Here is a 25,856-nt window from a genome sequence, read left to right on the forward strand (position 1 = left end):
GTCAGTCGCGATCGAGGGGGTAGACGCCGTGCTCGGCATCCCACCAGAGGATGTAGAAGACGCCCGCCGCGATGAACCCCCAGAGGCGCCGGCGATTACCCACGCGGAAGCGGAAGACCTCGTCGCCGAACACCTCGTCGAGTCGCAGTTGAGCGAGCCGGTCCTGGGCTTCCGCGCAGAGCGTGTCGATGCCCTGGAAGTGGTGCTTCCGGTGACTGCCGCCCTTGGAGCTGGACAGCTGAGCCCTGACCTCGTTCCATGTCAGGGCGCCGACGTTGCACAGGAATTGAAGCAATTCGTGTGCTTCGTCGGCTGTCGGCCAGCACCAGGCGCCTTGATACCCCTGATCGGCGTAGTGGAAGGAGAACGTGACCCGGTGCGTCCCGGCATCGGGGCCGTGAACGGCGCTGGCATCGACCTTGGCGACCTTCTCGCCGGACGTGATCCGCTTGGGGGAACCCGTGCGGGTTCTCTTCGGGGACATCGGCCCGCCTACGCGGTGGCGACGGTGGCGCCCCAGCCCTCCCAGGTCAGCTCGTCGATGGGTATGGCCTCCTCGGCCGCGTCGAGCGAGCCGTAATACTCATGCATGGCCGCGGCAGTGATCACCTTGTCCGAACGCTCGGTCGGGTGGAGGCCGGCTCGCGCCTCGGCCCACGGCGCCTCCGCGTGCGTCAGGTGGCTGAGCTTGCGGCCGTCGAGGTCACCATACGAATCGAGAACCACGTCGACGGACTCCCGCTCGGCGGCGGTCAGTCGTAGCGCGTCGCCGTGTGGCCACTCGCTGATCAGGAACTGGCCGCGGTGCAGGGGATACAGCTCGGCGACGACGGGCCCGTTGGCCCAGGCCTCGATGCGCTCGGGAAAGAGCGGCTGCTCATCCCACACGAGATGCCACGCCTGGGAGTAGTAGAGCAGTTTCTGTAGCTTCATCGCCGACATCGGGCCCCGCTCGGCCAGAATGTAGGCGGCCACGTCATGTGCGGTAGCCACCGTGTCACCCCCTGACCTGGACTTCCTTTCGGACCTTGCGCGGAAGAGCTTAGCGAGCGGGTGTGTCATTTTCCGTCCTCAGAATATCCGCCGGCACGCCGCTTTCTGGTTATTTGACCGTTTTGTCGCATCAGGCGGTCCGCTGGATCCGAGTGAGCTTCGCAACGTGTGGGCGTGTTTCGCTGCCCAGTCTCCGGCATCGCCCGAGCCCCGGGCAGCGCTCGATCGGCTGACGTGGATGGTCGGTTACCGGACAGGGCGGGCACTTGTCGGTCACGTCAGATGAACGAGTGACCCGGTCTCCGGGTCGGCGGGCGCCATCCGAGCAGGCGCCGCCGCACGTGTGGATCAGCGGGAGACGAAGGCGCCGCGGGGGGTGCCGAGGATCTCGCCGTCGCGGTAGGCGACGCGGCCGCGGAGGACGGTGGCGACCGGCCAGCCGCGGACCTTGCGGCCCTCGAAGGGGCAGTGGTCCTGGCCGGAGAGCAGCAGGCCGGTGGTGACCACCTGCTCCAGGTCGGGGTCGATGATCGCCAGGTCGGCGTCGAAGCCGGGGAGCAGGTTGCCCTTGCGGCCGTCCAGGCCGTAGGCGCGGGCCGGGTTCGCCGACACCAGTTCGGCCACGCGGGCGGGGGAGAGGCCGCGCTTGTGCATGCCCTCGCTGATCAGGATGGGGTAGAGCAGGGCGGTGCCGCCGAAGCCGGGCAGGGCCGGCCACAGTTCGTCGCCCTTCTCCTCCTCCAGGCAGCAGGCGTGGTCGGAGGCTACCCAGCCGACGGTGCCGTCCAGGACGCCGGCCCACAGGGCCTCGGTGTCGGACTTCGCCCGGATCGGGGGGTTGACCTTGCCGCCGAGGCCGCCCTGCTCGTCGAGTTCGGAGTGGGTGAGGCACAGGTGGTGCAGGGTCACCTCGAAACGCATGTCGACCTCGGGCATCGCGACCCGGGCCTCACGGGCGGCGGCCAGGGCCTCGCCGGAGGACAGGTGCAGCAGGTTGATGGCACAGTCGGTGGCCCGGGCCAGGGTGGTGGCCTCGCCGATCGCGACCCGTTCGGTCAGCGGCGGGCGGGCGTCGGAGTACGCCTTCAGCGTCTGGGGATCGCCGTTCGCCCGTACCCTCTCGATGAAGAGCCGCATCAGTTCGGCCTGTTCGCAGTGCAGTGAGAGGGAGACCCGCCGGCCGGTGGCCGCGTTGGCGGCCGCCACCGCCTCCATGAGCTGGTAGAGGTGGCCGAGGTCGTATTCGTCGCTCATGGTGAAGGACTTGGCGTCGCGCGAGTTCGCCGCCAGGTTGAAGCCCTTGTAGAACATGTAGTACTTGAACGAGCTGACCCCGCTGCCGTCGACCAGCGCGGGCACCTCGCCGACCTGGGCGGTGTCCATCGGCGCCAGGTGGAAGCCGTAATCGGTCCACGCGTGGCCGGCGACCGCGCCGAGGACCTCGGGGAAGATGTCGGCGTAGGCGCCGGTCCGGTCGAGGTAGTGCCGGCCGGTGCGGAAGTAGGACAGCACCGTGGTCGCGCCGCCGACCAGCGACGACCGGGTCTCCTCGGCGGCGTCGACCGCGAGCGGGCGGTAGATGCCCAGGTGGAAGTGGGCGTCGACGGCGCCGGGGAAGACGAGCTTGCCGGTCGCGTCGAGGACCTCGTCGGCGTCCCCGGCGTCGATCGTGTCGGCGATCGCGGCGACCTTGCCGTCCTTCGTGGCCAGGTCGGCCCGGATCGTTCCCAGGTAGGGCACGACCAGGGTGCCTCCGCGTACCAGCAGTTCGTAACGGCTCATCCGGCCCGACCTCCCACAGGTGTTTCGCACACAGTAACGAGGTTTCCCTTAATGGAACAGAGCGGTTAGGGTGAGGCATGCCCAGCCCTCTCGAAGGGGTCCGCGTCGTCGACGCGTCCACCCTGTTCGCCGGACCTCTGGCCGCGACGATCCTCGGCGACTACGGCGCCGACGTGACCAAGATCGAGCACCCGGCCAAGGGTGATCCGGCCCGGGGCCACGGGCCGGCGAAGGACGGTGTGCCGCTCTGGTGGACCATGCTGGGCCGCAACAAGCGGGCGGTGACCCTCGATCTGAGCTCCCCCAAAGGCGCTGAGATACTGAAAAAATCGGTCAAGACGGCGGATGTGTTGATCGAGAACTTCAGGCCGGGCACTCTGGAGCGCTGGGGGCTGAGCCCGTCGATCCTGCACGAGATCAACCCGCGGTTGATCATCGCGCGGGTGACCACCTATGGACAGACCGGCCCGTATTCCGGCCGGCCCGGATTCGGCACCCTGGCCGAGGCGATGAGCGGGTTCGCGGCCATCACCGGTGAGCCGGACGGCCCGCCCACCCTGCCACCCTTCGGTCTCGCCGACGGCATCGCCGCGCTGACCACCGCCCAGGCGATCATGACGGCGCTGTACCACCGCGACGCGCGCGGCGGTGACGGGCAGGTCGTCGACCTGGCCATCGTCGAGCCGATGCTCACCGTCCTCGGCATGCAGGCGATGGTGTACGACCAGCTGGGCCAGGTGCAACGGCGTACCGGCAACCGGTCGGTCAACAACGCGCCGCGCAACACGTACCGGACCGCCGACGGCCGCTGGGTCGCCGTCTCCACCAGCGCGCAGGCCATCGCCGAGCGGGTGCTGCGCCTGGTCGGCCGCCCCGAGCTGATCGACGAGCCGTGGTTCGCCACCGGGGTGGGCCGGGCCGCGCACGCCGACGTGCTCGACGAGGCGCTGGCCGGGTGGATCGGCGCCCGCGACCTGGCGACGGTCACCGAGGCGTTCGAGAAGGCGCAGGCCGCGATCGCCCCGGTCTACGACATCGCGGACGTCTTCGCCGACCCGCAGTTCATCGCGCGCGACTCGGTGACGACCGCGCACGATCCGACGCTCGGGCCGGTGCGCATGCCCGGCCCGCTGTACCGCCTCTCGCGGACCCCCGGCTCGATCCGCTGGACCGGCCGGCCGCGCGGCGCGGACACCGACGATGTGCTCGCCGGCCTCGGCTACGACGAGGAGGAGCGGGCGGCGCTCAGGGCCGAAGGAGTCATCTAGTGAAAGTTTTCGATCTCGCGCAGCCGATGCGGAAGGGAATGCCACAGTCGCCGAACCATCCCGCCTACACCCACTCCCTGGTGCGCCGGCACGGTGACATGGTGCGGGCCGGCGGCGGTTCGGCTGCCAACGACATCCTGGTGACGGGCACGCACGTCGGCACGCACGTCGACGCGCTGGCCCACGTGTCGCAGGACGGCCTCCTGCACGGCGGTGTGGTGGCGGCCGACGTGCAGTCCGACGCGGGCTTCTCCCGGCTGGGCATCGACGAGTTCCCGCCGTTCGTGGGACGCGGCGTCTTCCTGGACGTGGCGCGGGTGCACGGTGTCGAGGTGCTGCCGCCCGGCTACGAGGTGACGGCCGCGGACCTCACGGCCGCCGCCGGCGACCTCACGATCAACCCCGGCGACGCGGTTCTCGTCGGCACCGGCTGGTCGCGCCACTTCCACGACGGGCAGACCTTTCTCGGTACGCGTGACGGCGCCCCCGGCCCCGGCGAGGAGGCGGCGCGCTGGCTGGCCGAGCGGAGGATCGCGGTGACCGGGGCGGAGACCATCGCGTACGAGCGCATCGCCCCCGGCGCCGGGCACACCAGCCTGCCGGTGCACCGGATCCTGCTGGTCGAGGCCGGGATCAACATCGTGGAGACGATGCTGCTGTCCGGGCTGGCCGACGCCGGAGTGGCCGAGTTCCAGTTCGTCCTGGCGCCGCTCAAACTGGTCGGCGCCACGGGTTCGCCGGTGCGCCCGCTGGCGGTGGTCGGGGCGTGACCGGCCGCACCGCAGCGAAGCAGGGGCCGGGAGGGTCTGCCGAATGGGCACGGTGAAGCCTCCGCTCGCGCGGGTCCTCGGCGAGTTCGCGGCGAGGGCCGACCCACCACGGCGGGTCCGGGCGGACGTGCCGGCCCGGATCCTGGACGTGCTCGGCAACGGTCTGGCCGCGTACGCCGAGAAGGACGCCGACGCCGCGCCCGCGGCACTCGCCGCGATGCGGCGCTGGGGCGGCGTGCCCGAGTCGACGGTGCTCGGCTACGGCGACCGGCTGCCGGCCCCGTCCGCCGCGTTCGTGAACGGGGTGCTGGCCCATTCGCTCGACTTCGACGACACGCACCTGCCGTCGGTGCTGCACCCGAGCGCGTCGGTGGTGCCGGCCGCGCTGGCCGCGGCTGAGGCGGGGGCGCCCGGCGATCTGATCGCCGCGATCGCCGCCGGCATCGAGGTGACCAACCGGCTCGGCATGGCCGGATGCGATCCGGAGACCGGCGCGAACCTGTACTTCGAGCGCGGTCAGCACGCCACCTCGATCTGCGGCACGATCGGGGCCGCGGTGGCGGTGGCCCGGCTGTACGAGCTGGACGCCGCCGGGATCGCCGACGCCATCGGGATCGCCGTGTCGATGGGCGCCGGGGTGCTGGAGGCGAACCGGACCGGCGGGTCGGTGAAACGTTCGCACTGCGGCTGGGCGGCGCACGGTGGCGTGGTCGCGGCGACGCTGGCGGCGGAGGGACTGACCGGGCCGCCGACGGTCCTGGAGGGACGGTTCGGGTTCTTCGCGGCGCACACCGGCCGGTTCACCCCGGAGGCCGTCACCGACGGTTTGGGGGAGCGGTGGGAGCTGCTCCGGACGGTGTTCAAGCCGTACCCGTCGAACCATTTCACCCACGCCGGGATCGACTGCGCGCTGGCGCTGCGGGCGGCCGGGCTGGATCCGGGCGACGTGGAGAGCGCCGAACTGGGGGTGGCCGAGCCGGTGCTGCGGACCATCGCCGAGCCGGCCGCCGAGAAGGCCCGCCCGCGCAGTGGCTACCACGCCAAGTTCTCCGGGCCGTACACGCTGGCCGTGGCGCTGACCGGTGGCGGCGGTCTGGGTGTGGGCCTGGACGATTTCGCGGGCCTGGACCGGCGGCGGCTGGATCTGGCGTCCCGGGTGCGGATGTACGCGGACGAGGCCGCCACGGCCGCGTTCCCCCGTGCGTTCGCGGCCGTGCTGCGGGTGCGCACCCGCTCCGGCGCGGTGCTGGAGCACCGGGTGGACAGTTCGCGTGGCGGCCCGGGGCACCCGTTGAGCGCCGCCGAGGTGACCGCGAAGTTCACCGGCAACGCCGGGCGTGCGATTCCGGTCGGCGCGGTGGCGGAGTTGTCGGACGCGGTCCGGCGGCTCGGGTCCGGTGGGTCCGTTTCGGACGTGTTTCCGGGCTGACGCATTCACCCGCGCATTTAGGAAACGGTGTATCGCAGGGCGAGATAAGGCTGCTCGGTGGGTTGACATGAGTGTTGTGGACTGCGTTCATTGATCCCACGCAGAAAGAAAACGCCGTTTCCCTGAGGGAAACGACAAGGAGACTGGATGCGTACCGCGCGCTAGAGCGCCACCGCCGCCCGACGGCGAGGGCGCACCCACTGTCAGAGAGGGGACGCGGCACCACCATGACATCCACCGCAAGAAAAGCCCTGATCGCGGCTTTGGCCCTGGTCGGCGTCATCGCCGTCCAGGCGCCCGCCGCCGCGTACGGGCCGACCGCGAGTTCCCTTGGGTGCCGGATCTACTTCAGCGACGCCGGCACCGGCTCCTCACCGAGCACGTGGGCGGACACGTTCACCCTGACCCAGACTCCGGCGTCGCCGAAGCCCGGCCAGACCGTGACCGTGTCCCTCACCGCGGCGGAGGGGTCCACCAACGGCCCGGTTCCGCTCACCGCCGGCACCGTGCCGGTGGCCGTCACGGTCGGGATCTCCGGCTCCCAGACCGGAACGGTCACGCTGAACCAGGCCGACTACCCGTCCGGCGCGGTCGCCGCCTACGCCAAGCTCGGCGGCTTCACCGCCACCGGCACCTTCACCGCCGGCGCGGCGGGAACCCTGAACCTCACCGTCCAGCAGGTCAAGTTCGCCAACACCACGGCGTCCACGTACTGCTCGGCGGAGGGCGACCGGGACCACAAGGCGAGCCCGGCGGCCACCACGATCGTCCAGCCGGTCACCGTCTTCGACGGCGGGGCGACCATCACCTCGATCACCGGGCAGACCGGCACCGCCGCGGCCCGCTCCGGCAACACCATCAACTTCTCGGTCACCGGCCTGGCCGCGAACGCGACGCTCACCGCGTCGCTGAAGGACAGCGCCGGCGGCGGTACGGGAGAGGGCAGCGGCACCGGCACCACCGGGGCGAACGGCTCCGGCACCGGCACGCTGACGGTTCCGGCGAACGCCACCGCGGGCGACCGCACCGTGGCGATCACCGACGGCACCGGCACCGTTCTCGTATCCATCACGATCCTCGGCACACCGGCGATCACCATCACGCCCGCCGGCGGCGGCGCCGGCACGGCCGTCACCGTCAAGGGCACCGGCTTCAACCCCGGCAGCACCGTCTCGGTCGGCGGGTACAAGGCGCTCGCCGGAGCGCCGCCGCCCCCGGCCACCACCGACGCGCCGGTCACCACCACCGCGACGGCGACCGGCGGCATCACCGCCTCGTTCACCGTCGACGACCCCGCGACCGCCTGGATCGGCGCGTCGTCGGGTCAGCTGTTCGCCCTGGCCGCGTGGACCGCCTCGGCGGACGCGTGCACCGCGGCGACCGGCGACGTCGCCGGGGAATGCGACCTCACCTACGAGCTCTCGCAGACCGTGAACGGCGGCGCGCTGGCGATGTCGCGTGGCGCGGGCACCAGCACCATCGCGTTCGACGGCGTCACCCTGAACGGGACGGCGCAGACCGCGAAGGGCACCCTTGCGGCGATCAACGTGACCGACTACCGCGGCAGCACCCTCGGGTGGGACCTGACGGCTGAGGTCACCGACTTCACCGGTGTGCCCGGCGGCACCATCCCGGCCGGCGCCCTCACCTGGACGCCGGCTTGCGTGGCCCACCCCGGCGCCACCAACGCCGTCACGGCGCAGCCCGGCGCCGCGGGGCAGGCGGTCAACGCCGCCACCCTCTGCAAGGGACCGGTCAACACCACGACCGGTACGGGCGGCTCGTTCGACGCCTCGGCCGAACTGGCCCTGGCGGTGCCCGTGAACCAGCTCGCGGGCACCTACACGGCGACGCTCACGATCACGCTGAGCTGATCCGTACCGCGGGTGAGGGCGGCCGCCACCGCCCCCACCCACCCCTGGTGGCCGGCTGCCGGTGCCGTCCCGGCGCTGCCGGGGACAGCACCGACAGCCGGCCGGAACCCCGTCCGCCGCGCCGCTGGAAGGACAGTCATGCGGATCATCCGGATCGCCGCGGCAGCTCTGGCGCTGGCCGCCTGCACGGTCGTCCCGGCCGCCCCGGCCGCGGCCACCGGCAACGGCGAATGGGCGGTGACGCCGACCCCGGCCGAGAACGCCGGCCCCACCCCGCGCCTCTACTTCTTCCTCGACGCCGCCGCCGGGCAGACCGTCAAGGAATCGGTACGCGTCACCAACCTGGGCAAGAACCCGAAGGCGTTCGAGATCTACGGGGCGGACGCGTACAACACGGTCAAGGACGGCGGCTTCGCGCTGCGGACCAAGGACCGCCGGCAGACCGACCTGGGCGCCTGGGTGAAGTCCGGCGCCGGCAAGGTGAGCATCCCCGGCGGTGCCAGCGCGGACATCCCGTTCACCATCACCGTCCCGCCGAACGCCACCCCCGGCGACCACGTCGGCGGTGTCGTCGCCCTGGAAGCCGAGCCGAGCGCCGTCACCCAGGCGGGCGGCGCCACCGTGCGGATCCAGCGCGCCGTCGCCGCCCGCGTCTACCTGCGCGTGGCCGGCACCATCGTGCCCGGGCTCGGCGTGCCCAGCCTGCGGATGGACATCGGATCGCCGCTGCTGCCGGTGCCGGTCACCGGCGACCTGGAATACGCCGTCGGCAACGTCGGCAACGTGCACCTCATGCCGCGGGCCACGGTACGGGTGACCGGCCTGTTCGGGCATCCGGTGAAGGTGAGCGGGTCGACGCCGTCCAGCGACATGGTCCCCGGCTCCGAGGGCCGGTTCACCATGACCGCGGAGGGCATCTGGCCGTTCGACATCGTCACCACCTCGGTCGTCGTCGAAGCCGACGGCGGTGTCTACGCCCGCCGCACCGACCGGGAGTTCGTCTACTCGTACAGCGGCGCCCTGGTCCTCGCCGTTCTGATCGGCTCGCTCGTCGGGGCGGCCCGCCGCCGTGCCCGCAGCCGCGAGATCCGGCCCCGGGGACTGGTGGCCGGCAGATGAGTGGGCTCGCCGGCGAATCGGCCGGCTCGAATCCGGGCTCATGGCGACGCCGGAACGCCAGCCGATCGGCAAGCACAGCCGGCAACCGGTCGCGCCGCCGGAGCGCAGCGGAGACGTCGCGATGAGACGGTACGACGCCCTGCTCGCGGCCGTCCTCCTGGCGCTGGTCACCGCGCCACCGGCAACGGCGCTGGCCGGCGGCCTGGTCGCCCGGCTGTCGGTCACCGAGGCGGCGCCCGGCGACAAGATCCGGGTCACCGGCGAGGGCTGGGAGCCCGCACAGTTGCTCCAGTTCGTCACCTGCGGCGAAGGCGGCGTGACCGGGTCGGCCGCCTGCGACACCCGCGCCTCGATGGCCACCCCGGTACGCCAGGACGGCACCTTCGTCGTCGACCTGATCGTCGGCGAACCCCCGAAGGCCTGCCCGTGCGTCATCCACGTGGCCGCCGTCCAGGGCGACGCCGACGCGGTCGTCAACCTGCCGATCACCATCACCGGCCACGCCAGCGGTCAGATCCCCCGGACCGCCGACCCGGTCCGCGAGCTGGTCGTGCAGGACGCCCGGCTGACCGGCGGCACCGTGGCCGCCTGGTTCGGCGCCCCCGACCGGCTGCTGCTCGTCTACACGATCCGCAACCCGTCCCCGTCGACGCTGGTCGACGCCACCGCCCAGGTACGCCTCGGCGGCGGCGGCGACGACAACGTCTTCCACCGGGCGCGGATCACCGACCTGGGGCCGGGCCAGAGCCGTACCCTCACCGTCCCGGTCGAACTGCCCCTAGCCGCGTTCGGCCAGTACGTGGTCACGGCCGACGTCAGCGGGCTCGCCCAGGCCCGGCTCACGCACGACGCGTACCCCTGGGGTCTCCTGGTGATCAACGCGGCCGGCCTGCTGCTGATCGTCTGGGGCGTGCTGCGCCGGATCCGCCGCCGCGGCACCGCACTGGCCTGGGCCGACCCGTCGCAGACCATGCTGCCGCCGGTGGTCCGCCTCGGCAGCCTCGGCGCCTACCTGGTCTTCGACGACGCGCCCGGCGCGCGGCGGCTGCGCCGGATGGCAGGCGCCCAGCTCAGCCTGGAGACGCTGCGCGCCCTGGTCGGCGCGGAGCGGACGGCGGGCGGCGGCGACTCCGTGCTCGACCTGGACGCGCTCGACCACGTGATGGCCCGGCGCTACCCCAGGGATCTCACCCTCTTCGAGGAGGACGAGGAATGACATCGCCGACGCCGCGCCGTGCCGTGGACCGGCCGCTGCTGGTCCGCGCCGGTGCCGTGCTGATCGCCGCGGCGCTGGCCTACACGAGCTGCGGCACCCTGATGCCCGGCGCGGACGGGGCCACCGGGACGTCCACGAACGGCGTGGGGCCGGGCGTCACCGACGATTCGGTGAAGGTGGTGTTCATCGGCACCGACCTCACCAGGACCGCCTCCATGACCGGTTTCAGGAACGCCGACGTCGGCAAGCCGTCCGAGCAGGTGAAAGCCCTGGAGACGTACGTGAACGCGAATGGTGGCATCGCCGGGCGCAAGCTGGAGGCCGTCTACCGCGAGTACGAGGCGAGCAAGGACTCCCCGGCCGCCGAGACCGCCCTGTGCAGCCAGATCACCCAGGACGACAAGGCGTTCGCGGTGGTCCTCACCGGGCAGTTGCAGTCCAACGCCCGGCCCTGCTACGCCCAGCGGCGCACCCTCATGCTGGACGCCACCCTGATCGCCGACGACCGGGCCACGTTCACCCGGCTCGACCCCTACCTGTGGACCGCCTCCTATCCGGAGTACGACGCCTTCGTCACCTCGTTCCTCAACGTGCTCGTGGCACGGAAGTTCTTCGACGGCCGCGAGCGGGCCGGCCTGGTCGCCGCCGACACCCCGGCCAACAGATCGGTGTACGACAAGCTGGTCGTCCCGCTGCTGAGCAAGGCCGGCGTGACGGTCACCGTCAACTGGATCGACACCACCAGCCTCGGCACCCTCAACAGCGGCCTCTCCCAGGCGGCCGTCGACTTCCGCGGCAAGCGGATCGACCGGGTGTTCTTCCTCGGCGGCGCCCGCCTCGCGCCGTTCTTCATGACCAGCGCCAAGGCACAGAGCTTCACCGCCCGGTACGGCGTCTCCACCTTCGACAGCCCGGTCTTCATGGTCAACAATCCGGGCACCGTGCCGCCCGAGTCGCTGGCCGGGATGACCGGCATCGGGTTCGCCCCGGCCAACGACGTGCCGGACACCCAGCTGACCTTCCCGGACACCGGCGCCGAGAAGAACTGCCTGGACATCTACCGGCGGGCCGGGATCACCTTCGCCAAGCGCGAGAACGCCCGGGTCGCCTTCACCTACTGCGACGCCGCGCTGCTGCTCCACGGCGCTGCCAGGGACCTGGGACCCAACCTGAACGCGGCCGCCTGGGGCGCCGCCGCCCGCGCCCTCGGGCCGTCGTTCAGCACGGCCGGCGGGTTCGGCGGCGAACTCGGCCCCGACGGGTACGCGGCCGGCACCGGATACCGGGTCCTCGAATACGACACCGGGTGCACGTGCTTCAAGTACGACGGGCCGGTGACCCCCCTTGGCCGGTGACATCGTCCTCCAGGTGGCCGGGCTGTCCGGCGGTTACGGCTCCATCCAGGTGCTCTTCGGCATCGACCTGACCGTCCGCAAGGGCGAGACCGTGGCGCTGTGCGGCCCCAACGGCGTCGGCAAGTCCACCCTCGTCCGGATGATCTCCGGGCTGAGCCGGCCCAGCGCCGGAACCGTCTTCCTCAACGGGGCCGACGTCACCGGGGTGCCCGGCGCCGGACGGCCCCGGCTCGGCCTGTCCACCGTCATCGGCCAGCAGGCGTTCGGGTCCCTCTCGGTACGCGACAACCTGCGCATGCACACCTACCCGGTCGCCAGACACGACGAGAGACCGGGCACCTCCGTCGACGGGGCACTCGCCGTCTTCCCCCGGCTGCGGGCCCGCGCCGACCAGCCCGCCTCCACCCTGTCCGGTGGGGAGCGGCAGATGCTGGTGCTCGCCAAGACCCTCATCCAGCGGCCCGACGTGCTCCTGATCGACGAGTTCTCCCTCGGCCTCGCCCCCGTCGTGGTGGGCGGCCTGCTCGAACTCGTCCGGCGGCTCGCCGCGGCCGGCGTCGGCACGCTGCTCATCGAACAGTCGGTGAACGTCGCCATGTCGGTCGCCGACCGGCTGCTCTTCATGGAACACGGCACGATCATCGCCGAGCACACCCCCGGCGAGCTGCGTGAATCCCCCGGCCTGGCCCGCCGGCTGGTACTCGGGGGCCACGCCGAATGAGCCTCCTCGGATTCGACCTCGGGCTCGACCGTTTCACGGTCGGGCTGTTCACCGGCCTCACCTACGGACTGCTCGCCGTCGGCCTGGTGCTCGTCTACCGGTCCAGCCGGTTCGTCAACTTCGCCCACGGCGCGATCGGCGTCTTCGGGGCGGCGGTGCTCGCCCGGTTCGCGACCGGAATGCCCTACTGGCTGGCCTTCCCGATCGCCATCGTGGTCGCCGGCGGCCTCGCCGCGCTCACCGAGATCGTCATCGTCCGCCGCCTCTACCGGCGGCCCCGCGTCATCGGCATGATCGCCACCCTCGGGCTGTCCCAGTTCATCCTGGTCGTCGCGCTGCTCGTGTCCCGGGACAGCTTCTCCGGCACCACCTATCCGAAACCGCCCGGCCTGCCCGCCTTCAGCATCGGCACCACCGCGGTCGGCTCCTCGCTCACCGCCATGCTGCTGCTCACCCCGGTGCTGCTGGCCGCCCTGGCGTTCTTCCTCAGGCGCACCAGATACGGCATCGGCATCCGCGCCGCCGCCGACAACCCGGACGCCGCCACCGTCGACGGCGTGCCCGCCCCCCGGATGGCCACCCTCGCCTGGGCGGTCGCCGGGGGCATCGCCGCCTTCTCGGCCATCCTGCTCACCCCCATCCAGGGCGTGCAGTCGATCGAGTCGCTCGGCCCCCAACTGCTGCTGCGCGGCTTGGCCGGCGCGGTCATCGCCCGGATGACGTCGCTGCCGATCGCGTTCAGCGCCTCCGTCGGCGTCGGCGTCGGCGAACAGATCCTGCTCTCCCGGCAGGGCAGCGGCTTCGTCGACGTGGTCCTCGGGCTCGCCATCCTGGTCGCGCTGCTGCGCCGGCGGCAGAGCGGCCGCCGCGACGACCAGACCGCGCCCTGGCCCCGCCAGGAACGCGGAGCCCCGTCCACGTCCGCGAAGATCGGCCTCGCGCTGCTCGCGGCCCTCGGAGTCGGCCTCGCCTACGTGGTCAGCAACGCCACCGCCAGCATCCTCACCACCATCTGCGGCTTTACGCTGGTCGCCCTGTCGGTGATCCTGGTGACCGGCATCGCCGGCGAACTCTCCCTCGGCCAGTTCGGCTTCGCCGGCATCGGCGCCGCCGTCGCCGTCCAGGTCGCCACGCTCACCGGCAACATGTTCCTCGGCACCGTCGCCGGATGCGCGGCCGGCGGGTTCGCCGCCGTCCTCGTCGGCATCCCGGCCATGCGGTTGCGCGGCGTCGCCCTCGGCGTCACCACCCTCGCCTTCGCCCTCGCCACGAGCGGCTGGCTGCTGCGCCAGACGTTCCTGCTCGGCGACGGGCTCGACACCCCCTACCCGGTGTGGCACGGCTACGTCGTCGGCGTCGCCACCGACTACTACCTGTTCGCCCTGCTGCTCCTCGGACTCGGCTGGTGGGTCACGGCCCGTCTCGGCGGCGGCGGCTTCGGCCGCCTGCTGCTCGCGCTCCGCGACAACGAGGAGGCAGGGCGCGCGCTCACCGTGACGGCCCCGCTGCGCAAACTGCAGGCGTACGCGGTAGGCGGCGCCCTCGCCGGCCTCGGCGGTGTGGTGATCGGTTTCGGGCAGAGTCAACTGAGCATCAACAACTTCCCGGCCGGGGCGAGCATCGACGTCGTCGCCATTGCCGTGGTCGGCGGCCTCGCCCGGACCGGCGGGGCCCTGCTCGGCTCGATCATCATCGTCGGGTTGCCGCTGCTCCACCCGCTCGGCATCGGAGGGCAGGCTCTGCTCACCCTCGGCTGGCTGCTCGTCGTGATCCTCATGCCGGACGGGCTGGGCGGCCTCCTCGCCGGCGGCCTGCCCCGCCTGCGGCGCCGCCTCGTCACGTGGGGTGAACGGCGCGGCCTCGACCGTCTGGTCCGGGGCGTGGCGGCGGGTCTCACTCGCCGTTCCTCACCAGCGGGCCTCGACCCCGCGAGCCTCGGATCCGGGACGTCCGGGACCGTGACACCCGAGAGCGAGCGTGCCGCATCCGTGGGCGCGGGGACGGGGCCGCTCGGGGACTTCGCCGGAGCCGGTGTCGGGGGAGACGCCTTTTTCGCTGGGCAGAGCGCTTCGAGCGTACAAAATGGGGGTTTCGCGGAGAAACGGCCGGAGGGCGCGGCGGAGAGGCCTCGTCTCTGGAACATCGCGCGGCTGCCCGCGGAGCCGCTCGAACCCGTGGCGGGCGCCGGGCCGCTGCTGGAGGTGGCGGGGATCCGGCGGTCGTTCGGCGGGGTACGGGCCGTTCAGGACGCCACGTTCACCGTCGGTGACGGGGAGATCGTCGGGATCATCGGGCCCAACGGCGCCGGGAAGACCACACTCTTCGAGATCCTGGCCGGATTCACCGCGGCCGACGGGGGCGTGGTCCGGTACCGGGGGCGCGCCGTCACCGGGTGGACGCCGGAGCGGCGGGCGCGGTCCGGGCTGGTGCGCTCGTTCCAGGACGCGCGGCTCTTCCCGGCGATGACGGTCCGGGAGAACGTGATGGTCGCCGCCGAACGGATCGCGCCGGTGCGGCTGGCCGCCGACCTCGTCGGCGATCAGCGATCGGAAACGGTCAAGGCGGCGCAGGCGGACGCGGCGCTGCACGCCATGGGGCTGGACTGGCTGGCCGAGCGGCCGGTCGGGGAGCTCTCCACCGGCACCCGCCGCGTCGTCGAACTCTGCTGCCTGCTCACCCTGCGGCCCCGGCTGCTGCTGCTCGACGAGCCGTCCTCCGGCCTCACCCAGGCCGACGGGAAGGCCCTCGGCGACCTGATGCTGCGCGTCCGTGCCGAACTCGGCACCACGATCCTCGTCATCGAACACGACCTGCCGCTGCTGTCCCGGGTCGCCGACCGGCTGATCGCCATGGACGCCGGCGCCGTCATCGCCCAGGGGTCGCCGGACGAGGTCCGCAACCACCCGGCGGTCGTCCTTTCCTACCTCGGCACCGATCAGGCTGCCGTGGCCCGATCCGGAGAACCGGCCGGCTGACCGGCCCATACCCCATGATGGAGGTTTTGATGGTCCTTCCCCGCCACGTCCGCCGGCCGGCCGCCTCGGTCGCCGCCGCCCTGATCTGCGCCGTCACGATCGTGCTGGCCGACTCGTCGCCGGCCCTGGCCGCGCCCGAACTGCACGTCTCCAAGACCAGCGGCATCGCCGACGGCGAGAAGATCACCGTCTATGGGACCGGGTTCAAGGCCGGGCTCACCGACCTGGCGCTCGGCCAGTGCATCGCCGACCCGGCCACCGCCACCGACTGCAACCTCACCGGTGGGGCCGAGTTCGTCTCCACCGACGACTCCGGCAAGACCAAGACGCTCACCCTCACCATCGCCAAATCCTGGAGCGACGGGGCCAAGAACTGCGACGACGGCTGTGTGATCGCGGCGCAGCTGCTCCCGTCCAGCCACAGCGAGGAGGACGTGGCGGCCAACAAGGTCCAAGTGAAGATCACGTTCGGCGCGGGCGGCGGGGGCACCACCTCGCCGACCAAGACGGCCACGCCGACGAAGACCTCGACGTCGACCAAGTCGGCGACCGCCGGCTCGTCGAAGAGTTCCACCGCGGCCGCGGGCGCCCTGCCCAAGACCGGTCCCGGCCAGGAATGGGCCACCGTCGTGCTGATCGGCAGCGCGCTGCTGCTGCCCGGAGCCGGCCTGCTCATCCTGCTGCCCGCACGGCGGCGGCGGATGGCCGGTTTCCAGTAGGACGTCCTCTCCCGCGCACTCCCTCTCGAGCGGGAGAGGACGGTTCAGGGGTGTGGGCCCGGCTGTGCGCGGGGCCGGTCCCACACCCCCGATCCGGTGAGTTCCGGCTACTTCTGGCCGCTCAGCGCCGCCATGTCGAGGACCTGGTCGGCGGCGGGAGCCTTGATGTCGTCGAAGGTGCCGCCGAACTCGCTGAACGAGACGCCCTCGCCGGTCGCCGCGCCCAGCCGCACCGGGTAGGGCTCACCGGTCGTCGCGACGAACAGTTTCGACTCGGCGTCAGCGCTGTCGGTCAGCGTGACGACCGGCTTCCCGTCGACCTCGGTCGACTCGCCCTTGGCGGCCTTGCCGGTCACCGACAGGAGCTCGTCGATCTTGACGATGCTGAAGATGCTGGACATGCTCTGGTCCGCGGCCGACACCTCGAGCCACTTGGTGCCCAGGGTGGCGGACACCGTCTTGGCCGTCTCGCCCATCCCGAGCATGCTCCAGAACCCCTCGGACGGCCGCATGTACTGCTTGCCGCCGACGACCAGCAGGTCGACATCGGCGTCGGCGCCCATGGAGAGCTTTCCGGAGAAGTCGGCGCCGGAGATCCGGAAGTCCATGGCCATCTCCGTGCCGTCCTGGGTGGCGCCGCCCTTGACGTGGTAGGAGCCGGCCTGAGACATATCGCACATAGGAGCCATCGCGGTGTACGACGGGGCGGGCCGCCGGGCGGCTGTCAGTACTCGCGCAGCAGGGAGCCCGCGCCGTACACCTTGTCCTTGACGCCGTTCTCGCGCAGGGCCATCCACCAGGTCGCCGCGTTGATGGCGATCACCGGTTTGCCCAGCCAGCGTTCGGCCTCGTCGGCCAGGCGGACCATGGACAGGTTGGTTCCGCACTGGACGATGGCGTCCACGTCGGGGCCGTTGACCGTCAGGATCGCGGCGCGGAGATCGTCCTCGGTGACGTGGGCGATGGAGACCGCCGTGGGGCATTTCAAGCCCTCGATGGCGGACACCTCGAAACCGATCTCGCCGAAGAAGCGGACCACGTTGGCGTCGCCGACCGGCTGGTAGGGCGTCACCACGCCGATCTTCCGGGCGCCGTAGAGCTTGAGGGCACGTTCGCACGCCTCGGCTCCGGTGGCCACGTCCAGGCCGGTGATCTCCCGGATCTGGGCGACGAACTCGCGGTTGCCCTCGACGCCGCCCCAGAACGTCTCGGCCGACATGCCCATCACCATGTAGTCGGGCTCGCACGTGAGCACCCGCTCGCAGGCGAAACCGATCTCGGAGCGGATCTGGACCAGCAGGTTCTCGAAGTTCGCGTCGTCGGAGAGATCCTGGTTGCGGATGTGGATGCGGGAGAAGTGGGAGGTCACACCCGGTACGGCCATCGCGTAGAAGTCCGGCTCGACGATCGTGTTGGTGGACGGGGCGATGACGCCGAACTTGCGGCGCCAGCCGAGGGCATCGGTCATCGGGATGCTCCGATCAGGGCGGGACGACTAGCGCGGAGGGTGAGCCACGCGGCCACCAGAAGGCAGCCCTGCGCGGCGGTGTTGATCGACTGTTCGAGCCACTGGAAGGCGACCGTGTGATGCGAGTCCGACGACCGCAGCGGCACCAGGCCCATCACGAGGACCAGCCCGAGCACGTAGAGGGACACCGCCCACCACAGCCGGTACCGGCCGGCGACGATCGCGCCGAGCACGCTGACCGCGGTCACACCCAGGGTGGCGGCCACGAACAGCGGGTCGAGGCTGCCGGCCGCCACCGAACCGGCCAGGCACAACCCGAAGGCCAGCGCGAACGGCCAGAACCGGGTCGGCCTGCCCCGGCGGACGGTGACGGCCAGCGACCACGACAGCAGCACGGCGCCCGCCGCCATCAGCGGGAACAGCGCCTGTTCGAGCAGTTTCCAATCGCCGGCGCCGGACGCGTACCCGAGTTTCCAGACGCATTTGGCGATGCCGCCGGCGCCGATGAGGGTGGCGCCGGCGAGTCCGGCGGTGCGGGCGGGCTCGGTCGGCGCGGTCCGCGCGAGCAGCGCGAACCCGGCCGTCCCGAAGATCACCGGTACGAAGTCCTCGAGCGCGAGGAGGATCGGGTACTCCATCAGGCGTCCCCGAACAGGTCACGTCTGCGGAATCCGGCGGTGGCGAACCGGTAGGCGGCTTTCGGTCCGGTCAGCCAGGCGACCCGGCCACCGTTGCGGGTGCCGGCCAGCACCTTCGCGGCGAGCCAGGGGGTCACCGTCTCGACCCGGTCGGCCAGGATGTTGAAGATCTTCTTCGCCTTCTCCAGTTCGGCCGGGTCGTAGTCCTGGACGAGGAGATCGGTGACGACCATGCCGGGGGAGAGCAGCCCCACCTTGACCGGGGTGTCCTTGAGTTCCTTGGCCATCGCCAGGGTCGCGTAGGTGAGGGCCCGTTTGGTCGCGCCGTACGGGGTGAGGCCGGCCACGATCTGCCCGTTGGAGCCGAGCCCCTCCATGTTCCACAGCGCGCCGTGCCCCTGCGCGAGCATCGCCTCGAGGACGACCGCGCTGGCCTGGAGAGTCCCTTCCAGGTTGAGCCCGACCACGCTGGAGATCTCCTCCGCCGGAAGCTCCCACAACGGCTTGCGGGAGTTGGACATCCCGGCGTTGTTGACCCAGATGTCGACCGTTCCGAACCGGTCGGCGGCGGCGTCCCAGAGCTTGCGGACGTCCGCCCGGTTCGTCACGTCGGCGGCCACCGCCAGCGCGCCCGGGGGCACGTCACCGGAGAGGCTTCGCCCGCAGTAGGCGACGGACGCGCCCTGCGCGAGGAAGGCGTGAACCAGCCCCTGCCCGATCCCGCGCGTCCCACCCGTGACCACGACGACGGTCATACCTTCCACTCCAGAAGACCGTGCAGCACCGAGTCGAGGTTGCCGCCGTGGAACAGTTCGTAGACGACGGCCAGCTGTCCACCGGCCGACATTCCGGGGGTGGCGTCGATGGAGAACTCCCGTGCCTTGATCTTGACAACGTCGGTGAGGTGCAGCGACTGGAACGACGCCCGGCCGAAACCGATCGCGTTGCCCCACGCCTGAGGCCCCTCGAAGAACAGCCGGTTGCCGTCCCGGCGCGTCTCGGTGGTGAACTCCCGGTCCAGGCCGGCGCCCTGCCACGACACCGTCCGCCGGGTGCGCAACAGGTCGATCGGCTCCAGCGCGAGCGACGCCGACACGGTGCCGCGCAGTTTCTGATCGGCGCCCCACAGCTCCAACTCGCCGGTGAACGCCCCGGCCTGCTTGGTCGGCAGGATGTACGGCACCGGACCGTTGCGGGTCTCCGCCTCGATCAGCTCGTCCACCCGGGACGGCGTGCGCGTGTAGAGCCCGTTGAAACAGCCGACCACGGCCCAGCCCTGGTGGAGCACCGACGAATAGACCTGGGTCTCGCCGTCCGGCAGCACCTGATTCCAGGTGTTGAGGTCGACCTGCCAGCCGGGGCCGTAGTAGTGCGAGTCGACGAACGACCCGTACGGCTGCCCGGTCCCGAAGAAGTCCGGTCCGGTGTAGACACGGTCGGCGTCCGAATCGACGACCCCGAAGGAGAAAGGCGCCCCCAGCCGGAACCGCCCGGCCAGCGGCCCGCCGCCGATCAGGCCGCCGTCCATCCGGTACGTGGTGACGCCGTCCACGAAGTCCGACGACCGCCGGATCTCCTCGAACCCGCACCAGGTGCCGTTGTGGTCGAACAGCGACGGCCGCCCGTGCCACTCCCCGGCGATCCGCTTCTGCCACGTCGACGGCTCAGTCATTCTGCACCAGCGCCAGGCGTACCGATTCGCTCTGCTCCTCGCCGAGAAGGCGGACGGTCTGCTTCCACACCGGGTCGATCTCGGGGCTGAACAGCAGCGCGCGGTGGGCGGCGTCGCGTTCCGCGGTGCCGATCGCCTCGACGCCCTTCTCCACCAGCACGGCCCAGTGGTCGAGGTAGGCGTCGACGGCGTCGCCGATGCCCTCGAAGGCCGGCCGGGTCGCCCGGTTCACCAGCATCCACGGCGACATGAGGGCGTACTGGCGGGGGGTCAGGCGCGCGGGTGACAGTCCGTCGCGCTGGGAGACCGAGGTGTAGATCGAGGTCAGCGGCTCGTAGACGGCGTCCAGGTAGGGCAGCGACGTCGCCAGGTCGATCCGTGGGATGAGATCGAGGTGGAACGCGTAGTCGTCCCCGTTGGCGACCGAGTCCAGGGTGAAGTGCGGGACGGCCGAGGACGGGGCGGTGAACGCGAAGATCATGTGGCTGTCCAGGCCGATCATCGGTACGACCAGCGACACGTTCACGATTTTGACGACGGTGCCCGTACCCCGCCAGATCTTGATCTTGCCGACCGGGGCCGGGCTCATGGGTGACGTGAGCTCGCGGTCGGTGTCGAGGGTGACCGCGAAGCGGGCGAGGATCTTGCCGAGCGTCGTGTCGGAGAGGGCGGCGGGCAGGCTCACTTGGTCTCTTCCTCCGGTGAGTCGGTGCCCATCAGGCGGGCGGCGGCCACGGTCGGGTGCTCGCCGCGGGCCTTGTGCACCCAGGCGCGGGACAGTTCCGCGCTCTCCCGGCGGGCCGGTGAGGGGATCACCGTGGCGGTGCGCTTGGGCACGTCGCCGGTGATGAAGTCGTCCTCGTCGAGCAGCCAGCCCTTGTCGGCCAGCTCCTGACGCCGGCGGCGGTACTCGACGGCGATGAGGTCGCTCTTGATGTGCAGTTCGGCGCCGAGGTCGAAGGGCAGCAGTTCGGGCCGGACCTTGTTCACCACGGCGGCGTCCTCGTAGAAGATCCGCATGGTGCGGTTGATGGCGTCCTTGTCGGCCCACCTGCCGGTGAAGAAGGTGCGCAGCGCGACCCACTTGACCAGGGTCGTCGTCTCGTCGATCGGGATGTTGGTGTCATAAATGATCATGTCGCCGATCGGCAGCCGCACATGCAGCTTGATCATGTTGGGCAGCATCCAGCCGGCCGACGTGGTGACCGGCGGCCGCTTCTTCAGATCGTTGCCGATCAGCCGGCCGAACTTCCCCCACAGCCCGCTCGGCTTCGGCGGATGCAGGTCCACCGTGGCGAACGCCGACCACTCGTCCGGATGCTCGACCTCGTAATCCGGCACCTGCGGCATGTCCGGGTTGCCGAACCGCCCGGCATGGACGAACGGCGCGTGCGCGATGTCGCAGCCGTTCTCCAGAATCCGCTCGTAGTTCGCCTTCCACAGGAACTCGCCGGTCACCGCGCGGAACCGGCCGCCGTTCTCCACCAGGTCGTCGAACTCCGGCCACACCGGCATCGGCGGGCGCTCCTCCTCCGGGAGATCGCCCATGAAGACCCAGACGAAACCATATCTCTCCTGTACGGGGTACGAGTCCACCCGCGCCTTCTTGGGGATGCCCCGCCCCGGCAGGTTCGCCGGAATCTTCGAACAGGCGCCGTCCGGCTCGTACTCCCACCCGTGGTACGGGCACACGATCTTGTCGTCGTTGAGCCAGCCGCCGGAGAGCGCCGCCCCCCGGTGCACACACAGGTCGCTCAGCACGACGACCCGCCCCTGCCTGGGCCTCCGGTAGATCACCAGGTACTGCCCGAGGACCGTGATCCGCTCCGGCTTGGTGGTGACCTTGTCGGAGAACTCCACCGCGTACCAGAAGTTCTTGAGCATGGCTGTTACCTCCGCCGGATGCCGGCGATGTCGGGGTTCTGGAGGGCCTTGTCGAGCGCGTCACCGGAAGCGCCGCGCAGGTGGGTGTCGAGGAACGCCGCGGTGACGTCCACGAGGGCGGCGCGGGTGGCCGCCGGATCGGTGGTGGCCTCGAGGTCGAGGAACGCCCGGGCCGAGGTCTCGTCGACCGGGTGCACGATCCCGAAGTGGTTGGCACCGGAGAACGTGACCTGCACGTTGGCGCCGCCGTGGTGGGGCAGGGCCTCGTCGAACGTACGGCTGATCGGGTCTCTGCGGGTGGCGGCGTCCTCGCCGTAGCGGTCGGCGGACCCGTTGATGACGCCGTCGTTCTCGCCGTTCATCAGCAGCACCGGGCAGTCGACCTGGGCGGGGAGGACGGTGCCGGCCGGCCAGCCGAGCATCGTCGCGACCATGGTGTGCGTCCCGTAGGCGGCGACGGCTTTCACCTGCGGGAAGAAGCGGGCGCTCTGGAGGATGACGGTGCCGCCCGCGGAGTGCCCGATCAATCCGACATTCTGCAGATCGAGCAGATTTTCCACTGGGCCGGTCATCTCCGACAAGGCGGATATCACGGCGGGCACCGACGGCGTCGTCGCCCGCGTGCCGTAGGCGTCCGGCCTGGCGGCCGCCAACTCGACCCCCGGCGTGATCCCTTTCAGGCCGCCGAACAACTCACCCACCCAGTCGTAGGTGACCGCCACGAAACCACGCGACGCGAGTTCCACCGCCAGCCACCGGTAGGCCTCCTGCCCGACGTTCACCCCGGAGACGATCAACACCACGGGGTACGGGGCGAGCGCCGGATCGGCGGGAAAGACGCCGGACAGCCGTTCCGCGTCCGACCCGGCCGGCTTCGACGGATAGAAGACCCGCAGATGCGCGGTGTCGAACGGCTTCTCCGCACCGGGGATCGTGGCGGCCCACCAGACCGAACGGACGCTCATCACCGGCACCCGGGCCGCGGCAGTTCACGGTCGCCGCCCCACAGCGCCCGGACCAGCTTGTTCGTGGTGTCCTCGCCGAAGAACCGGACGCCCATCACGTTGGCCGGGTCCCGTTCGGCGATGTTGCGGCGGATCGTCTCGTCGGTCGCCGCCAGTGCCTCCCGCTGGTCCGCGGGCACCGGCTCGGCCTCGTCCACCCAGCGCAGCCAGCGATCCACGTGCGCGTGCGCCCGCTGGGACACGATCTCCAGGTTGCGCTGCGACCGCTCGAACGAGTAGCAGTACGCGGTCGGCGACAGGCTCGCGCGGATGAACCCGGCACGGCTCACGAAGTACTCGAACTCGGGGTCGGCCCGCAGCTCCAGCCACTCCTCGTTGACCGGCTCGTAGTACCTGTCGTAGTACTCGCCGTCCTCGGCCAGGCTGGTCCGCGGCACCGAGTCCAGGTAGAACCAGCCGCCCGGCCACACCAGCAGGGCGATCCCCAGGTGCGGCACCCTCACCTGCGGGCCGAGCCACGCGGTCAGGTGCAGGTTGGCGAAACTGGCGCCCGGGTTGCCGATCCACGAGTGCACCAGCCAGTCGATCTCCGGGCCGGAGTACGCCTCCAGAGAGCCGCCCGGGCCGTCCGGGTAGCTGCCGTACGTCTGCAGACCCAGGGTGGACGGGTCACGCCTCAACTCGAACCGGGCGTCGATCTTCGCCTTCAGATCGGCGAGCAGTTGCCGGTAGAAGTCGAACGTGTCGTGCACGTCGATGACCGGCGAGTTGTCGACCATGTCCTCTACGTGCTGGATCGTCTCGGCCACTATGTGCACCCTCCGTTATCGAATCAATGCGTCAAGTCAATGCGGGCGGTCAGCGGATCAATGCGCCGACGAGGCGCCACGGACGCCCGTCGACGAGGTCGGTGTTCCGTGAGACCAGGCGATTCGCCGCCTGGGCCGGAGCGACCTCGGCCGCGCCGCTCGCCTCACCGGCCGGGACGTCGGTGCGGACCGGGGTGGAGATGCGCCCGGTGAACGGCCCCTCCCATCTCGTCCAGAGGGTGAAGTCCGGCGTCATCGAGAAGATCGCGGCAGGCTGGTCGATCGGGGTGGCGACGACCAGGTTGAGGCGGTTCTCAGCGGCCCGCTCGGGCAGGCCGAGCGCCAGCTCCCAGTCCTCCTGCGCCGCGTAGGGCACCGCCACCACGTCGGTGTCCAGCAGCGCGGCCAGCCGGAACGTCTCCGGATAGAGGGCGTCCTGCCCGGCGATGATCGCCAGCCGCCCCCACTCCAGATCGATCGGCACGATCCCGGTGCCGGGCCCGCCGTTTTCGCCGGGCGATCCGTGCGGGCCGTGCAGCCGGGGCTGCCGGGCCACGACGCCGTCCTTCGAGATCAGCAGCCCGGTCGGCACGCCGTCCTCCAGCGCCGTGGTGACGACGTGCGCGCCGGTGCCCTCCAGGGCGGCGGCGAGCACCGCCGGATCGCCGGCCGACTCCGGCATCACCACCAGCAGCGCGCCCTTGTCGACGGCGTCGCGCAGCAGCGCCGGATCGCGAACCACCGCGCTCTTCAGCACGGGCGCCCCGGGCGGCCGGCGGCGCCCGGCCGGCGGCTCGGCGATCGCCCCGTACAGCTCGGGTCGCCGGGTGGCGAAGATGTCCGTGCCGTCCGGCCGCCGTTTGTCGTCGGCCAGGGCGGGGTCGATGTCCGCGACCACCACGGCCTCACCGGTGCGCGGCGCCTTCGCGACGACGGTGCCGTCCGGAGCGACGATCTGCGACTCGCCGGCACCGTGCAGCCACTCCGGCGGCACCCCGAGACGCTCGGCGATGGCCGGCAACTCGTCACGCGGCAGCAGCGGGCCGACCTTGTTGGCGGCCACCACCCACACCTTGTTCTCCGCGGCGCGCACCGGGATGTGCAGGTCGGCCTCGTCCAGCGCGAAGCTGTTCAGGCTGTTGAGCAGCACCTGCGCGCCACGCAGCGCCAGCCCGCGGGCCACCTCGGTGATGACGCCCTCCATGCAGGCATACATCCCGAGCCGTCCGAGCGGTGTGTCCAGCACCGGCCCGACCGTGCCGCCCGGCTCCAGGAAGTCGTTCTCCGCGCCCATCAGGGTCTGCTTGTCACAGGTGCCGGCCACCTCGCCGCGCGGATCGAACAGGAGGTTCGTGCCGCCGGTGGTCCCGTCCGGGTGCGCGTGCGTGACGTTGATCTTTATCCAGATCCCGTGCCGGCGAGCCCGCTCGGCGATGGCGGTCAGGAATCCGTCCCCCGGCCGCGTCGCCCGCTCGTACGCCTCGGCGCGAGACGCATACCAGGACAGGTGGTTGCAGAACTCGGGCAGGACCACGAGCTGCGCCCGCTGCTCGGCCGCGGCGTCGATGACGCGCAGGCAGGCGGCGAGATTTGCCGCGACATCCTGACCGGCTTCGATCTGGGCGGCGGCGACGCGAACTGCACCGGACATCCGGTTCCCCCTAGCGAAACGGCGTTTCCCAAAACTACACTCGGGTGCCACTTTCGCAACAGGGTTTCTCTTGATGACAAAGATATTTTGGGGGCGCGCGGTGCTGGTGCACGTCGTACTGATGAGGTTTGCCGATGCCGAAGATGCTGCCAAGGCCAAGTTGCGTCTGGAAGAACTCTTCGATGCCGTTCCCGAGATCCGTTCCCTTGAGGCACACGTCGACGAACTCCGCACCGAAGTCTCCTGGGACCTGTGCCTGCGCACCACCCACCGAGACGTCGACGATCTGCGGGCATATCAGGCCCATCCGGCGCATCTCGAGCTGGGCGCGTGGTTGCGCCCCCTGCTGACCGCACGCGCCGTCGTCGACTACACCCCCTGATCTCGTACGCGGCGGACCGTCCCCGTCGAATCCGCCCGTCCCGCCGTGCCACGCGGCCACCTGCCACACCGGGCCGCAGCGCGCCCGCCGGGCCGACCCGGTGGTCCCGCACCGGCCGCCCCGTGTCTCACCAAGGCGCGCCCGGAGTCAGGTGGCGATGCGCTGT

General features: G+C 71.1%; 24 protein-coding genes. 11 read left to right on the plus strand and 13 right to left on the minus strand.

From position 1 onward, the window contains the following. Position 1: 1 nt before the first annotated feature. From AB0I88_RS18585 to AB0I88_RS18595, 3 genes are all read right to left on the minus strand, one after another. On the minus strand, positions 2–484 hold the full coding sequence (locus AB0I88_RS18585; protein ID WP_361025418.1) for a hypothetical protein: 483 nt from the start codon (positions 482–484) through the stop codon (positions 2–4). Between the two features lie 8 nt (positions 485–492). After that, positions 493–993 (minus strand): type II toxin-antitoxin system antitoxin SocA domain-containing protein, encoded by a 501-nt coding sequence (locus AB0I88_RS18590; protein WP_361025421.1) that lies wholly within the window; start codon positions 991–993, stop codon positions 493–495. 348 nt (positions 994–1,341) lie between these two features. Next, a complete protein-coding gene (locus AB0I88_RS18595; protein ID WP_361025424.1) occupies positions 1,342–2,775 on the minus strand; it encodes a dihydroorotase family protein in 1,434 nt (477 codons plus the stop codon). A gap of 77 nt (positions 2,776–2,852) precedes the next feature. Between AB0I88_RS18595 and AB0I88_RS18600 the strand changes: the two genes are divergently transcribed. The 10 genes from AB0I88_RS18600 (at position 2,853) to AB0I88_RS18645 (ending at position 16,221) form a co-directional block, all read left to right on the plus strand. Then, complete coding sequence (locus AB0I88_RS18600; protein ID WP_361025427.1) at positions 2,853–4,043, plus strand: CoA transferase; 1,191 nt, start codon at positions 2,853–2,855, stop codon at positions 4,041–4,043. Beyond that, complete coding sequence (locus AB0I88_RS18605; RefSeq protein ID WP_361025430.1) at positions 4,043–4,813, plus strand: cyclase family protein; 771 nt, start codon at positions 4,043–4,045, stop codon at positions 4,811–4,813. Before AB0I88_RS18600 ends, AB0I88_RS18605 begins: the two co-directional genes overlap by 1 nt. 43 nt (positions 4,814–4,856) lie before the next feature. Further along, positions 4,857–6,242, plus strand: coding sequence for an MmgE/PrpD family protein (locus tag AB0I88_RS18610; protein WP_361025433.1), 1,386 nt, complete (start codon positions 4,857–4,859; stop codon positions 6,240–6,242). Between the two features lie 227 nt (positions 6,243–6,469). Further along, positions 6,470–8,116, plus strand: coding sequence for a WxL domain-containing protein (locus AB0I88_RS18615; protein WP_361025436.1), 1,647 nt, complete (start codon positions 6,470–6,472; stop codon positions 8,114–8,116). 138 nt (positions 8,117–8,254) lie between these two features. Continuing rightward, the gene (locus AB0I88_RS18620) at positions 8,255–9,235 is read left to right on the plus strand and encodes a DUF916 domain-containing protein (RefSeq protein WP_361025439.1); all 981 of its coding nucleotides are present in this window, start codon (positions 8,255–8,257) and stop codon (positions 9,233–9,235) included. A 40-nt stretch (positions 9,236–9,275) separates the two neighbouring features. Next, positions 9,276–10,451 (plus strand): hypothetical protein, encoded by a 1,176-nt coding sequence (locus AB0I88_RS18625; protein WP_361025442.1) that lies wholly within the window; start codon positions 9,276–9,278, stop codon positions 10,449–10,451. Then, entirely contained in the window at positions 10,448–11,806 is a 1,359-nt protein-coding gene (locus AB0I88_RS18630) for an ABC transporter substrate-binding protein (RefSeq protein WP_361025445.1), read from the plus strand. Before AB0I88_RS18625 ends, AB0I88_RS18630 begins: the two co-directional genes overlap by 4 nt. Next, on the plus strand, positions 11,796–12,527 hold the full coding sequence (locus tag AB0I88_RS18635; protein WP_361025448.1) for an ABC transporter ATP-binding protein: 732 nt from the start codon (positions 11,796–11,798) through the stop codon (positions 12,525–12,527). The genes AB0I88_RS18630 and AB0I88_RS18635 overlap by 11 nt, the downstream gene beginning before the upstream one ends. Further along, the gene (locus AB0I88_RS18640; RefSeq protein ID WP_361025451.1) at positions 12,524–15,502 is read left to right on the plus strand and encodes an ATP-binding cassette domain-containing protein; all 2,979 of its coding nucleotides are present in this window, start codon (positions 12,524–12,526) and stop codon (positions 15,500–15,502) included. The genes AB0I88_RS18635 and AB0I88_RS18640 overlap by 4 nt, the downstream gene beginning before the upstream one ends. A 29-nt stretch (positions 15,503–15,531) precedes the next feature. Continuing rightward, a complete protein-coding gene (locus AB0I88_RS18645) occupies positions 15,532–16,221 on the plus strand; it encodes a neocarzinostatin apoprotein domain-containing protein (RefSeq protein ID WP_361025454.1) in 690 nt (229 codons plus the stop codon). Between the two features lie 107 nt (positions 16,222–16,328). Here the strand turns inward: AB0I88_RS18645 and AB0I88_RS18650 are convergent, their stop codons facing one another. The 10 genes from AB0I88_RS18650 to AB0I88_RS18695 are packed head-to-tail and all read right to left on the minus strand — an operon-like array spanning position 16,329 to position 25,308. Further along, entirely contained in the window at positions 16,329–16,892 is a 564-nt protein-coding gene (locus AB0I88_RS18650) for a hypothetical protein (protein ID WP_361025457.1), read from the minus strand. A 53-nt stretch (positions 16,893–16,945) separates the two neighbouring features. Further along, positions 16,946–17,689, minus strand: a complete 744-nt coding sequence (locus AB0I88_RS18655) for an arylmalonate decarboxylase (protein ID WP_361025461.1) — start codon at positions 17,687–17,689, stop codon at positions 16,946–16,948. Beyond that, positions 17,686–18,327: a hypothetical protein gene (locus AB0I88_RS18660; protein ID WP_361025464.1), complete on the minus strand. Its 642-nt coding sequence runs from the start codon at positions 18,325–18,327 to the stop codon at positions 17,686–17,688. Before AB0I88_RS18660 ends, AB0I88_RS18655 begins: the two co-directional genes overlap by 4 nt. Next, positions 18,327–19,082, minus strand: coding sequence for an SDR family oxidoreductase (locus AB0I88_RS18665; protein WP_361025467.1), 756 nt, complete (start codon positions 19,080–19,082; stop codon positions 18,327–18,329). The genes AB0I88_RS18660 and AB0I88_RS18665 overlap by 1 nt, the downstream gene beginning before the upstream one ends. Continuing rightward, entirely contained in the window at positions 19,079–19,999 is a 921-nt protein-coding gene (locus tag AB0I88_RS18670) for a hypothetical protein (RefSeq protein ID WP_361025470.1), read from the minus strand. The genes AB0I88_RS18665 and AB0I88_RS18670 overlap by 4 nt, the downstream gene beginning before the upstream one ends. Further along, a complete protein-coding gene (locus AB0I88_RS18675) occupies positions 19,992–20,684 on the minus strand; it encodes a hypothetical protein (RefSeq protein ID WP_361025473.1) in 693 nt (230 codons plus the stop codon). Before AB0I88_RS18675 ends, AB0I88_RS18670 begins: the two co-directional genes overlap by 8 nt. Then, positions 20,681–21,883: an aromatic ring-hydroxylating dioxygenase subunit alpha gene (locus AB0I88_RS18680; protein ID WP_361025476.1), complete on the minus strand. Its 1,203-nt coding sequence runs from the start codon at positions 21,881–21,883 to the stop codon at positions 20,681–20,683. The genes AB0I88_RS18675 and AB0I88_RS18680 overlap by 4 nt, the downstream gene beginning before the upstream one ends. 5 nt (positions 21,884–21,888) lie before the next feature. Next, positions 21,889–22,848 (minus strand): dienelactone hydrolase family protein, encoded by a 960-nt coding sequence (locus AB0I88_RS18685; RefSeq protein WP_361025479.1) that lies wholly within the window; start codon positions 22,846–22,848, stop codon positions 21,889–21,891. Continuing rightward, positions 22,848–23,657, minus strand: a complete 810-nt coding sequence (locus AB0I88_RS18690; RefSeq protein WP_361025482.1) for an oxidoreductase — start codon at positions 23,655–23,657, stop codon at positions 22,848–22,850. Before AB0I88_RS18690 ends, AB0I88_RS18685 begins: the two co-directional genes overlap by 1 nt. Before the next feature lie 49 nt (positions 23,658–23,706). After that, positions 23,707–25,308, minus strand: a complete 1,602-nt coding sequence (locus AB0I88_RS18695; RefSeq protein WP_361025485.1) for a nitrilase-related carbon-nitrogen hydrolase — start codon at positions 25,306–25,308, stop codon at positions 23,707–23,709. 73 nt (positions 25,309–25,381) lie between these two features. Here AB0I88_RS18695 and AB0I88_RS18700 point away from each other — a divergent pair, with 73 nt between their 5' ends. Continuing rightward, positions 25,382–25,690 (plus strand): Dabb family protein, encoded by a 309-nt coding sequence (locus AB0I88_RS18700; protein WP_361025488.1) that lies wholly within the window; start codon positions 25,382–25,384, stop codon positions 25,688–25,690. The last annotated feature ends 166 nt before the right edge of the window (positions 25,691–25,856 follow it).

It is taken from the genome of Actinoplanes sp. NPDC049802 (assembly GCF_040656595.1).
Taxonomy (GTDB): Bacteria; Actinomycetota; Actinomycetes; order Mycobacteriales; family Micromonosporaceae; genus Actinoplanes.